The organism is Pedobacter sp. AC402, from assembly GCF_979252805.1.
The window spans coordinates 349,276-362,540 of the sequence record NZ_CEEDAI010000007.1; the positions used below are offsets into that span (position 1 = coordinate 349,276).

A 13,265-nucleotide genomic window follows, 5' to 3' on the forward strand; every position below is an offset into this window, starting at 1 on the left:
GTTTATTTACTGCTCTTCGTAATGGTAGGTTAAACCACCATCAACAAAATAGGTAGATCCGGTTACGTAGGCGGCATCATCAGAAGCGAGAAAAGCCACTACACCAGCTACATCTTCTACCTTTCCCATTCTTCTTAATGGAATATTTTGAAGCACTTTTTCCAATTGCGCTTTGTCTTCGAGTAAATCCTGGTTAATTGGTGTTGATACCGCGCCAGGTGCTACATTATTAATCCTAATGTTAAAAGGAGCTAATTCTGTGGCCAAATTTCTGGTTAGCATTCTTAAACCGCCTTTACTGGCACAATAGGCTGCAAAATGTGGAAATACAATCTCTTCATGAACGGAACTCATGTTAATTACCGCTCCTTCCACTTTATTTTTTCTACAATAATTTACAAACGACTGGACTCCGAAGAAAACCCCTTTTAAATTGGTGTCCATTACCAGGTCATAATCTTCTTCTGTTACTTCCCAAAAGTTTGCATTTTTTTCTACGCCGGCATTATTTACCAAAATATCTAAACGGCCAAATGTATCAACAGCGTCGGTAACGAGTTTAATGGCTTCTTTTGCTTTACTTAAATCGGCTACCAAAAAGGCTGCTTTTCTTCCCATCCCTTCAATTTCAGCAATAAGTTTTTCTCCTCTTTCATCAAATTTATGGCCGTTTAAAATAATATCACAGCCATCTTTAGCCAATCTTAAGGCACATGCTGCACCAATGCCCTGGCTACTTCCAGTAATTAAAGCTACTTTGTTTTCAAATCGGTTCATATCAGAATATTATAATAGATAAAGTAAATTTCAAGGAATATGTTTGAAGAAATTGTATTAAAAAAAGTCCGGACTGAATATAAATTAAGTGAAAACAATGCGAAAAACAGACTTCATTTTTTAAGGTTAAAATGTAAAAATATAAGTTCTGCAAAAAAAGATCGTTATAGCTGTAATCATTTATTAGTATGTTTGGGCAACAAACGCACAATAAACTTAAATTAATTTTAAAACATGAACATTACCAAAAACCTTTTATTTACCACGCTTATTGCATTGTTTACACTCACCATGTATTCTTGTAAAACAAAAAAACTGGCAGCAAAACCGGCTGCGCCTGTTGCAAAGCCAGCACCACCGGTTGAAGAGAAAAAACCAGCTCCGGCTCCTGAAAAAGAAGAAGCTCCGGCTCCTGAGGAAAAACCAAACTTTAATTTAGATAATATTCAGTTCGAATTTAATTCCTTTGTACTTAAAACTTCTTCATTCGCTATTTTAGATAAGGCCGTTGCTGAAATGAAAAAATCGCCAACCACCAAATTTATTCTTAATGGGCACTCCTCTGCTGAAGGTACACCTGATCACAATATGCAACTTTCTATAGACCGTGCAAATGCAGTAAAATCGTATTTTATTAACGCAGGTTTAAATGGCAGCAATTTTACTGTTGTTGGGCATGGAGAAAAAGAACCAATCAGCTCAAACGACAGTGAGGAAGGCCGAATGGTGAACAGAAGAACAGAAATTAAAGTTCAGAAGTAATTTATTTAGACCTCGCAGGTTTTTAAAACCTGCGAGGTCTTTAGTTATAAACCCTTCCACTACATTTAGGGTAAAAGATGAGTAGATGGATCGGTATTGCGAAATACGAAACATCTTAAAGCTTGATGAGTAGCGATCGTTTTAAGGATTGCTTCGTCGGCTGAAAAAGCCTTACAGCAATGACGATACAAGTATTAGAAGTAATTTTATTTAGACCTCGCAGGTTTTAAAAACCTGCGAGGTCTTTAAGTTATAAGCCTTTACACTACGCTCAGGTAATAGACTACAGTAGAATAATCGGTATTGCGAAATACGAAACATCTAAGCACGTTTGAGTAGCAATCGTTGTAAGATTGCTTCGTCGGCTGAAAAAGCCTTGCAGCAATGACGATACAAGTATTAGAAGTAATTTTATTTAGACCTCGCAGGTTTTAAAAACCTGCGAGGTCTTTAAGTTATAAGCCCTTCCATTACGCTAAGGGTAACATATTAAACAATATTTATTTTTGGTACACCCTAACGTAATCTACTTCCATACGATTGGGAAATTTGTTATCGTTCAACGGGCCACCGTTCATACCACCCATTGCCAAATCAAATAATATATAATGGGGTTGTTTAAAGGGATTAAAATCTGATCCGTCGTCGTTTTTTAGGTCGCTTAACAAAGTTTTGTTCAAAAGCATTCCATCTACAAAAAGGCTGATTGCTTCACTATCCCAATCCATACGCCATGTATGAAATGCTGCAGCCCATTTTTTACCACCGAGTTCGCTAACTGGCTTGGTATTGCTATACCATTTTGCTTTCTTATTGGCACCCAAGCTTGCAATATTGGCCAGTAATTTACCTTTGTAATATTCCATAATATCAATTTCTCCATTGGCAGGCCAGTGGCCTTTCACTCCCAGCGTCCAAAATGCAGGCCAAAGGCCATCAGAAATATCAATCTTCCCCCTCATTTCGAACCGGCCATATTGCCAGCTTTGCAAACCTTTGGTAATGATACAGGCAGAAGTATACTGGATGTTTTTTGGTTTTTTACGCCAATCGTTACTTCCTTCAACATACAATGGATTAGGTTTTTTTTCTTTTCGGGCTTCGATAATCAGTTTACCGCCCTTGCAAAAAGCATTTTCTGGTTGATACCATTGTAACTCTTCGTTGCGCACAAAACCTTTCTCATAATCCCAATTGGCAGGGTTGGGTTTTCCATCTTTTTCAAACTCATCACTCCAAACGAGTTTGTAACCTTCGGTGGAGTAAGCGTTAGAAAAATTTTGAGCTTTTTTTAGCGCACAGGATTGGATTAGTAGAATAAAACATATAAAAGGAAATCGAAATTTGCGTTGCATATCATTTTTTTTGATTTGCTAATTTAAAGTTAATCTTAAATAAAATATTCTCTGGGATTCATTGTGAATATCCCAGAGAATTGGCAATGGATTATAAGGTAGGTTAAAGAGATTTTAGTGTAACTTCTTTCACAATCCAAAATTGATTTCCTGTAGTCATGGTAGCCAGAAAACCCAGCGAAACCATTGTTGATTGTGTTAATGTAAATTGAAACTTATTATTGGCAAAATTGGTATATCCCAGTGAAGTAGCAATGTCGGCAACATCCGGTAAAGTATTACCGGCCGCAGCTACAATATAAACGGGATCAAGTGCTTCATTTTTAGCCATGGTAATTTCGAAACTATAACTCCCTGCAGGTAACGTAAAGGTTTGAAAAATTTTACCATTGGTAATTTTAGCGGTACCATCCCATCCCATTTCCATGGCCAAACAGCCTCCAGAATCAGCACACCAACCACCTAAACCACCATGATTTTTAATGTTAGGTGTAACTATCCAATCGGCAATATTTCTCCACCTTCCACCACTTGCAGCAGCCAAAAAGGGATTGCCTTTATTTTTAAAGTAGGTTGCGGTAATGTCCGCACCTACCCTTTGGGTTTGGAAAGCTGTAGAAAAAGTATCAATCGAAACTGTATCTGGTAAAAACAGCGTCCGGTATCTCAAATTTGTTCCGGGTTTAATATCGGCAATAGCTGTTGTGGTTTCGTCAATCTTTGTTCTGATTTTTTTCAGCACGTTATTCAGATTGGTATATTCTACCTCTGTGGCAAATACGCCTGTTAACCGATCCATCCCTTGCCATGAAATTTTAGTTGCGCCACTCGCATCGGTAAATGCAGATTCTATTGGCCGATTAAATAACGAAGCCTGATACCTGGCCCCGTAAGATCTTCCTGTTTTATATACAGGAATTGATTTATTGCCAATGCCATCGTAAGTATAAATTTCAAAATTTTGAACACCTTCTTTTACATTTTCAACAAAATATTTCAAGGTATCTATTGCATACTTCTTTTTAACTGGGATAATGACAGAATCGGCCCTGTTATTCCAGAAAATTTTACATTGCGTTACTTTAGGATCGGATAGAAACAAGCCGCGGATATATACACGGTTACTACCAGACATTATTTTAACGGAATCTAGTTTACCAGTGTAAGAAATTTCACCTTGCTCAGTAAACTTTTTGTAATCATCAGATTTTGTACAGGAAAAATAGACCCCTGCCAAAATTACCATAAAAGCCAGTTTTATGGATTGTAAATTTATTGTTCGATTGTTCATCTTAAAATTCTTTTAAATAATTGCCCTTATCTTGGATCTCCGTAAAGCTGAACTTCTGATATACTCATAAAAGAAGTACCTTGCCAATTGTTGATGGATTTAATCCTGATATACCTAACTTTTTTAAGGCCAACAGCAAAATTGTAACTGATACCTGCATTGGCAAATGCATAATCTTCGCTGGTTTGCACACCATAAGCACTTTTAGAGGGTTTTTGTGAAGTATATTTACCCAACAATACCCAATTATTGTAACTCCCATCAGCAGGAGGATTATCGGTTCCCCAGATTTCAAAATCCTTTAAATTGCCACCATAATAGTACGTACGCCCAGCATTTAGGTATTCAGGATAATTCCATACCACAATGCGGCTTAAGGTTGCAGTTTTACCAAGATCGAAAGTTACCCACTGTGGCGTTAATACAGTAGTTTTGGTTAAACATACACTAGGCCAGTCAATAATGTTACCATCCCACATTTTTGATACTCCGGTATTTGAATATTCTTGTGGTGTATCGATACGGTAGAATAACTTCTTTATAGGTAGATTTAGATAACACGGTTTCATAAAGGGGCTTTAAGGTTGTAAAAAGGGTATCACTGTAATTTAACCAGCGATCTCTAATGGTAATGGCAAATTTCTGACTTAAGGTATCCAACCCTCTGATAGATTGATCGATATCGATAGCTGCCGTATAGATATTTTTTGATGTTGGTACGTACTTTCCTTTTGAGAAAACCAGTACTTCGATTGCCAGATCTGCCTTTGAGGGGTTACTGCCTTTAAAATTTAGGCCCCCAAAATCTGCTACAGCCTTAAGGCTCCTGTAAACACCCCATATCGGATTTTCGAGTGGCTTAACTTTAACAATAATTGGTTCCGAAGCAGTTTCACTTCTGTTTACACTATAAACTTTCACTTCATGCTCTTTGGTATCACCAAAACCTTCTACCAGAAGTGTATTGCCATAATAAGAAGTTTTTACCTCCATTTCCTGCCCATTTGCCAGGTAATATACAGCCTTAACATATAACAAATCTTTATCAGTTGGCAAACTAAACGTTATGGATGCATTACCTGGTCCATTAGTAACCGATATGTTTGAAATTTTTCCGGGAGGCGTTGTATTGTTTTCTAATGGAGAAAGTACATCTTCCTTGCAGCTCGAAAACGCTACTGTTAAACCAAACAGCAATACCATCAGGCTTTTATTGATCTTTTTCATTTTGAATATTTTTATAAAAATTAAAACTACCAGCCTGGGTTTTGTACCAGTTTAGGGTTAACAGTTAAATCGTATGTTCTTAAAGGCCATAAATAATCGCGTGGTGCAACAAAGTTTTGGTTAAAAATGGTTCTAACGCGGTAATATTCTGATGCTGTTGGCTGGTAAACACTCCAACCAGTAATCGACTGATTGAACATTTCAGCAGCACGTTTCCAGCGTTTAATGTCCCAATAGCGGCTCCCTTCAAATGCCATTTCAATAAGCCGTTCCTGTTGAATAATTTCACGTAAACCATCCTTTGAAGTGTACTTGGCAGGATTATTTGAAAAATTTGACCATGAGGTTTGCACCGTTTGCAGCCCTGCCCTGGTTCTAATCCGGTTAAGGTATTCGTAAACATCAGCAGATGGGCTTGATAAACTTTCATTCAAAGCTTCGGCATACATTAAATACAAATCTGCCATTCTTACCTGTGGCCATGGATAATCGCGGTAACTCGCACCGTTTGTACCATTAATCATATTCCAGTCTACCAGTTTCTTTATAAAATAACCTGTTTCATTATACCAGCCGAAGTTATTGGCACCGGCTACCTGATTAGATTTGCCTTCTAAAACAAAAGTTCCTTCATCAGAATTTGTTGGACTATCGTATTTGTACCAGATACCTCCGTCGAAACCTAAATCAGCATAAAACCTTGGCTCTCTGTCGAAATTAATTCTTGCAGTGGTGTAGCCCTCTTTAACATAAAACCGCTCGCTTTTAACAGCAGTACGTAAAGTATATTTATTTGTAAAATCGAGCGTTTTATCTTCATTAATCGGCACCCCGTTTTTGCTGTAAAACATTTCAGCAATTTTTAAGGGTGGTGCCAACTGTTGCCTGGCACTACCTACAACCACAGTTGCAGCCAAACGTGGCATAGCCGCTCTTTGCATATTGAAAGTACGGGAATTCGGATTTGCCCAAACATGTTCTAAATTCACATTAAAACGCTCTGTTACGGCACCTTTTATAGTCAGCTGTCTTAGTGTGGTATCTGATAGTTTAAACGTAGTACCCGGAAACTGGTACAATTTAAATCCCGCAGCTTCTGCACCATCAATTGCTGCTTTGGCAGCATCAGCTGCTCTTTTCCACTTTCCGGCATCGTAAGTGGTATTAAAAAGTACAACACCGTCTTTATCCCTAAAATTGCTATAATCTGTATTTCCATTAAAGAGCGGGCTTGCTGCCATGAGTAAAAGTTTGGCTTTAATTGCAAGGGCGATCGGTTTGGTGATGCGTCCTAATTCAGTACTTTTATCAGTAATGATCTGAGGCAGATTGGGGATAGCCTGATCCAGTAATCCGGCCACGTAATTTACACATTCATCAAAAGGCATTCTTTTAACCCGCACATCTTCTTCGGTAGCACTAATCCCCAAATTGGCATCAATAATCGGAATTGGGCCATACATCCTCAGGAGATAAAAATTATAATAGGCCTTTAAAAATTTCACCTCTGCTATCCAGCGCTGCCTTTCATCCAGGCGTAAATCTGGTATTTTGCTTCCATCCTGTACGTTTTCTAAAAAGATATTACAATTTCTAATGGCTTTAAACAATCCATAATTGCCATCGGGGTTATCAGTATAATTAAAAACATTGCCACCACCCTGGTAACGGCCGTTCCAGGCATCAAGAAATGGGTTTTCTGCACCCTGGCTTCCCCTGGCCATTCTCCAGCCATAAGAAATAAATTCCCTTTCATCTAATGAGGTCCAAATTTCGTCTCCTGCCATAAAACCCGCATTCAATAACGGCTCCCCATCTTTTGGAAGATATGAATAACAGGTAAACAGGTATTTTTCGGCCTCATTTCTTAAGGTAAAGGCATTATCGATGGTTGCCACGTTATCAGGCACAATATCCAGATACTTTTTACAAGAACTTGTGGATAAAATGATAAAGAGCATGGTTAGCATAAGTTTTGCTACACTAAGCTTTGCCATATATTTTCTAAATAATATATTATTGATTTTCATATTTTCTTTTTTAAGTTCAATCGTTAGAATGAAACATTTAAACCTAAATTATATACTGTTTGAACAGGATAGCCCAAACCATTTCCGCCCATTTCAGGATCCCAAAGTTTAAATGCACTTAAAGCCCAAAGGTTAGTGGCATTGGCATAAATCCGGGCACTGTTGAGGCCAAGTCTTTTTTGAAGCTTAGTTTGTAAGTTGTAACCAAGTTCTACACTTTTTAGCCTTAAAAATGCGCCGTTGCGCATCCACCAGGTTGAGGTGCGGGTATTATTGTTCACAAAATTAGGACTCAAACGTGGCCAGAAAGCATAACTATCTCTATTCTGTTCAGACCAATGGCTATTTGCAATTACATCCAATAAGCCGTTTTGCGTTACATTTGGGTTTCCACTTTCGTTATTGAGCACAAATGGAGAAATGTTGCCCGGATTGATAAAAAATGATGACCGGGCAGAACCTTGTAAGAATGCAGAGATATCAAAACCTTTAAATCCAAAGGTGCCACCAAAGCCATAAATAATTTCCGGACTTGTAGGTAAACCTATGGGTACCTGATCCACATCACTGATTATACCATCTCCATTTACATCGCGGTACTTAATGTCTCCGCCACCATAATCTAACCCAGGTACGCCTGCAAATTGCACCGGTGAATTTTTGGCTTCGGCATCATCAACAAATAAACGTTCGGCTATGTAACCAAATGCTTGTGTAGTGGGTAAACCGATGTGGTAACGGTAAGCTTCATTTGCTTTGAATGATGGCTCATCATAGATTAAAATTTTATTGGTAGCGTAAGTAAAATTACCCCTTAACTGAAGAAACATACTGTTGCTAAATGATTTGTTGTAACTCGCAGAAAAATCTACTCCTTTACTTTCTGCTTTGTTAGTATTTGCCCTTACTGCGGCCTGTAAGCCCATTGTACTTGGAATAAAGGTTCTATCCGTTAAAATATTCGAACGTTCGTTCTTGTATATATCAAAGGTTAAGTTTAAGCTGTTAAACAAGGTCATATCCAAACCAATATTTGTTTGCTTGGATCTTTCCCAGGTAATTAATGGGTTAGAATACCGCGAAATCGAAATCCCATCACGGTAGTACAAGCCATCCTCACCAAAACTTGCTCCAAAGGTTCCATTATTCATGTTTACTTCCGATAGGTAGAAAAAACGATCAGCAGCATTACCAATCTGATCATTACCAACCAAGCCATAAGTTGCCCTTAACTTTAAACTGTTAATCACTTTTGTAAGTGGCTTAAAATATTTTTCGTTCGAAACAACATACCCTAAACCAAATGATGGGAAGAAACCGAAGCGGTTGTTCTCTGCAAATCGTTCTGAACCATTATAACCAAAGTTAAACTCGGCCAGATAACGATTATCGTATCCATAGGTAGCCCTTCCTGATACACCCTGGTTGCGTGATGGAAGCGAAAGCTGAAGACTGCCGGGATTGGCCGCCAGGTAATTTCTCATTGTGGTAATGAGCATTGCGCCTACAGCATGTTTCTCTTTAAAAGTACGGTTATAGTTTGCAGAAAATTCGGCATAAAAGGTGGAGTTAAGGTCTTTAGTGCCTTCCGAATAACCTAAATATTCGGTACCAACATTGCCAATGGAAAGCGCACCACCACCATTAATTAAGCTTAGGCTGATAGATTTATCCGGTTGCTCGGTAGCGGAATAATAAAATGGATTGTAAGCACGCGAAATATCGAAATACGAGTACCTCCTGGCATAAGTCATCATCCTTGCGGTTAAACCCGGTGTAATGAATTTTAAATCCTGCTTAATTTCGATCTGAGTTTGTAAGGTTGAGGAGTTTTTATCTTGATAACCTTTCACCATTTCGGCATAAGGATTCATATAAAGGCCTCCGCGTGGAGAAATGGCATTGCCAAATAGCGGGTGATTGCTGAAAGGTGATAAGCTGGCGGGATAAACAGCCGGAAACATAACCGGATTAGACCAAATTGCCCTGTTAAAGGTAGCACCACCACCCCCTACAGGTCCGGTATAATCATCAAACTGACCATAAACACGTATAATTGCTTCTGTAGTATTGGTTAGGTTGATGTTGACGTTGGAACGTACTGAGTAATTTTTTAACTTAATGTTGCTGTTAAAATTATTTAAATCGGCAACTTTTAATACTCCATTATCGATGTTATAAGTACCCGCGATATAGTAGCTTGCTTTTGTACCACCGCCAGAAATATTAAGGTTATAACGCTGGTTAATGGTATAATCTTTTATCAGCTGTTCTATCCAGTTGTTGTTGGGATAAAGCAATTCATTTTCTCCTGCGGCAGTAGCATCGATTTTGGTTTGCAGATATGGCAAAATGGCTAACCTGTTGCGCGTTAAAGCGGCTTCGTTGGCCAATTTCATATAGGTTACATTATCTGCAAACTGGAAGTTTTTGGTGTTTGAGGATAATGATGATTCTGCCCTAAAACCAAATTTGGTTTGTCCGGCTACGCCAGATTTTGTGAGAATGAGTACAACGCCATTTGCACCTCTTGCACCATACACTGCCGAAGCTGTAGCATCTTTAAGTACGTTAAACGATGAAATATCATCTGGTTGCAGGCGCGCCATATCATTTTGGCTTGACTCTATTCCATCAATAAGAATTAATGGATCTTGCTTACCAGCACCAAAAGTGCCCAGGCCGCGAATAAAAAACTGTGCATTATCAGCACCAGGTTCGCCACTTCTCTGGTACGCAATCATCCCGGCAACCCTGCCGGCCATCATCGTAGTTAAGTTACTGGTTGGGCCTTTAAGCTCCTTAGGATTAATGGCCGTAATAGAACTGATGACACTTGTTTTTTTCTGGGTACGAAAGCCTACAACAGCAACTTCATCCAAAGAATTATCATCTGATAAAAGCGTTACATTAACTACATAAACACCTTCGGCATTTTTATCATAATTGGCTATGGCTACATTTTTAGCTTTGTAACCAACTAATGAAAATAACAGTTTACCAGTTCGTGGTAATTTAATCGAATAACGGCCAAATTCATCTGTTGATACTCCCCTGTTGGTACCAGAAACCTTTACATTTACTCCTGGCAAGCCGCCTAAAGTATCTTTAACTAATCCTTTTACGGTTACATCGTTTTGTGCTGATGCAGTAACGCACGAAACGGTGGTAAATAAAAAGAACAACAGTTTTAAGATCGATTTTAAAGCAATACCCTGCTTTTGGCGCGGGACCTTCTTCGGTAATTTTTTCTTCATAAAATTGGTTTAAATTGGTTAGTTTATTATTAATCAGCGCATTAATTAGATTCCTTAAGCTTCAGTTAGGCAATAGGAAGCCAATCCGGTCGAATATTCAATCGGTAATGCTTTGTGGGAATTTAGCCCAATGCTTTTGATGTAATTGTTTTACAGCAGTAATTGCAGTTTAAAACTGTGCCTTAATGATAGGGATGGTTTGTTTTAAATTTCTTCATAAAGATAGATTTCTGAGTTTGTAGTGAGTTAGGTTTGAGGGTAGACAAGAACGACCGGGCTATTCATCATTGCGTGCACAGCAATAAAGTAATTTTAATCGTGTTGTTCTGGTCATAATCTTATCAATGTTATTTGGTATGCTGAAGAACTGGCGGTAACAATCGTTAATGAAGTTACAACCATCAATTATCCTAGGTAGTTAATCTTGGATAGGTGCATCGGAGCTTGTTATACTTGGTTGAAACAAATTAACCATAAAAAATGCCAATGTAGTGAGGGGTAATACGGTAATAAATAGGGGTTAAATCGTTACTTTTTAGTGTTTTTTGATGCAAACAATCACTTTGACAAAAATTAAACGTCGAAACAACGTTTAATAAAAAACATTTTGAATGTATCTTAAAGTCTCTATTCAAATGTTAAAGTGCCCAATAACTGAATATATTACCTCAACACTCTGAATTTATTTAAAATAAACCTAAATATGACTGTTATGGCATTGCGTAAGATTTATTAAAAAACTTACCCTAAAATAAAAATGCGCTGCAACTTTCTAAATTGAAAGTTGCAGCGCATTGAATTTGAGCGTTATTACTTAATAACCCGGATTTTGCAAATATGAAGGAAGTTTCAAAATTTCACTTTGCGGAATAGGAAGAAGATAATTTGCTGGCCGGAAGTTGTGTCTTCTAATCGAGTTGGCAATTTGATAATTATAAGAGGTACCGTCGGTAGATGTAGATGTGGTGCCGGTTTTAGGAGTAATCAACATTACCTTGTTAAAAGCATTCTCCGTTACTTCGGCAATTTTCCATCTTCTCTCATCATAAAAACGCATATCTTCAAAAGCCATTTCGGTACGGCGTTCCTTAATAATCAAATCTCTGAGTTCTGATTGGCTGATATTCGCCTTTATGCCAAACCTTGCATCAGCTCCAGGTAAAATACCTGCACGTTCTCTTATTTTAAAAATATAAACAAGGGCATCATTGCTTTGTCCGGTTTCGTTTAGGGCCTCAGCGTAATTAAGCAATATTTCTGCGTAACGCATTAACGGATAACCCCTATCTGCGTTGGCACTGCCTCCATAACTTACATTTACATCGCACATTTTACGGCCGTAATACCCTGAAGTTGTTCCTATTCCGTTACCATCACTTGGTGCATTAACATAAGTAAAAACTGGCGTTTGGGCACCGCTGTTGTTTGCATAAGCAGAACCGTTGTAAATAACAGTGTATCCAAACCTTGGATCGCGGTTGATGTACGGATTTGCAGCATTGTAACCGGAAGTTGGATCTGTAATTTGTTTACCGTTACGCATATCAAACTGATCGACTAAATTTTGCGTAGGTGTCGAGTAAAATCCTCCACTGCGCGATGGCGGTAAAAAATGACCTTCAAAATCTTTATTTGGAGCTTGCGTAAAAGTAAAAATCATTTCATTGTTGGCGCGGCTGATAAACGTTTTATAAAAACCAAAACCCGGCGCAGTAGTGTTATCTACAACAAGCGGTCGTACTTATTCATGTCTATTACATCTTTTGCAGCCTGTGCCGCTTTTGCCCATCGGCCTGCATCATAAGTTGGGTATGCAATTATATTGGCAATTGCACCTGTTTTAACTATGCCACCTCCATTAAATAACGGACTGGCAGCCGTAAGCAATACCCTTGATTTTAATGCAAGACACATTCCTTTGGTAATTCTGCCATAGTCTTGATCCAATTGATCTAACGGAAGGTTTGCAGCCGCAGCATCACATTCGCTTACAATGTAATTTACACAATCTTCATATGTGTTTCTTGGAATATCGATAATGTCATCTTTATCAAACAATTTATCGCCTAAAAGAGCTATGCCACCAAAAGATTTAACCAAATAATGGTAATACCATGCACGTAAAAATCTGGCTTCAGCAGCAACCCTTTTCTGTGTTGAAGGGGCTAAGGGCGTTGTTGGCAATTTAGACAGAAATAAATTTACTGCACGTATCTGCAGATATGGCTGTACATAAAAATCAGTCGTTGTACCTTTTACAACATTGAGTGGGTTTACGTTGCCCGAATACAGAATTACAGCATATTGGCCTGAGCCACTGTACCGGTATTCAGCATCATCTGTAGCTTCCTCAAGGTTGCCATGGCTATCCCAACGGCCTTTATTAAAGGAAAAGCCCCTGCCCTGATAAATACCGTTTAAAAAACCCAGTGTTCTTACACTATCGCTAAACACAACTGTAGCATCCTGACCAGCATTTTGCTGATCGAGATAACTGGTTGCTTTTTTGCAGGACGCTAATCCTACCAATATTAAAACAAATAAAATATATCTTTTCATGGTTAAA

10 protein-coding genes are annotated in these 13,265 nt (G+C 38.3%); 1 reads left to right on the forward strand and 9 read right to left on the reverse strand.

Annotation, left to right across the window (positions count from 1 at the left end):
• Nucleotides 1-6: 6 nt before the first annotated feature.
• Entirely contained in the window at nt 7-777 is a 771-nt protein-coding gene (locus AC0IWE_RS08230; RefSeq protein ID WP_471792670.1) for an SDR family NAD(P)-dependent oxidoreductase, read from the reverse strand.
• 234 nt (nt 778-1,011) lie between these two features.
• Here AC0IWE_RS08230 and AC0IWE_RS08235 point away from each other — a divergent pair, with 234 nt between their 5' ends.
• Nucleotides 1,012-1,539 carry an OmpA family protein gene (locus tag AC0IWE_RS08235; RefSeq protein ID WP_471792671.1) on the forward strand — a complete coding sequence of 176 codons (528 nt, stop codon included), beginning with the start codon at nt 1,012-1,014 and terminating at the stop codon, nt 1,537-1,539.
• A 500-nt stretch (nt 1,540-2,039) separates the two neighbouring features.
• Here AC0IWE_RS08235 and AC0IWE_RS08240 read toward each other — a convergent pair whose 3' ends face one another.
• The 8 genes from AC0IWE_RS08240 to AC0IWE_RS08275 all read right to left on the reverse strand — a co-directional run bounded on the left by AC0IWE_RS08240 (nt 2,040) and on the right by AC0IWE_RS08275 (nt 13,258).
• Nucleotides 2,040-2,894, reverse strand: a complete 855-nt coding sequence (locus AC0IWE_RS08240) for a glycoside hydrolase family 16 protein (RefSeq protein ID WP_471792672.1) — start codon at nt 2,892-2,894, stop codon at nt 2,040-2,042.
• 103 nt (nt 2,895-2,997) lie between these two features.
• The gene (locus tag AC0IWE_RS08245; RefSeq protein ID WP_471792673.1) at nt 2,998-4,185 is read right to left on the reverse strand and encodes a DUF4998 domain-containing protein; all 1,188 of its coding nucleotides are present in this window, start codon (nt 4,183-4,185) and stop codon (nt 2,998-3,000) included.
• A 26-nt stretch (nt 4,186-4,211) separates the two neighbouring features.
• Nucleotides 4,212-4,664 (reverse strand): DUF5000 domain-containing lipoprotein, encoded by a 453-nt coding sequence (locus AC0IWE_RS08250; RefSeq protein WP_471792674.1) that lies wholly within the window; start codon nt 4,662-4,664, stop codon nt 4,212-4,214.
• A complete protein-coding gene (locus tag AC0IWE_RS08255) occupies nt 4,651-5,412 on the reverse strand; it encodes a DUF4959 domain-containing protein (RefSeq protein ID WP_471792675.1) in 762 nt (253 codons plus the stop codon). The genes AC0IWE_RS08250 and AC0IWE_RS08255 overlap by 14 nt, the downstream gene beginning before the upstream one ends.
• 26 nt (nt 5,413-5,438) lie before the next feature.
• On the reverse strand, nt 5,439-7,442 hold the full coding sequence (locus AC0IWE_RS08260) for a RagB/SusD family nutrient uptake outer membrane protein (RefSeq protein ID WP_471792676.1): 2,004 nt from the start codon (nt 7,440-7,442) through the stop codon (nt 5,439-5,441).
• A gap of 23 nt (nt 7,443-7,465) precedes the next feature.
• Nucleotides 7,466-10,699: a SusC/RagA family TonB-linked outer membrane protein gene (locus AC0IWE_RS08265; protein WP_471792677.1), complete on the reverse strand. Its 3,234-nt coding sequence runs from the start codon at nt 10,697-10,699 to the stop codon at nt 7,466-7,468.
• An 814-nt stretch (nt 10,700-11,513) separates the two neighbouring features.
• Nucleotides 11,514-12,359 (reverse strand): RagB/SusD family nutrient uptake outer membrane protein, encoded by an 846-nt coding sequence (locus AC0IWE_RS08270; RefSeq protein WP_471792678.1) that lies wholly within the window; start codon nt 12,357-12,359, stop codon nt 11,514-11,516.
• Nucleotides 12,360-12,421: 62 nt separating this feature from the next.
• Nucleotides 12,422-13,258, reverse strand: coding sequence for a RagB/SusD family nutrient uptake outer membrane protein (locus tag AC0IWE_RS08275; RefSeq protein ID WP_471792679.1), 837 nt, complete (start codon nt 13,256-13,258; stop codon nt 12,422-12,424).
• Nucleotides 13,259-13,265: the final 7 nt, after the last annotated feature.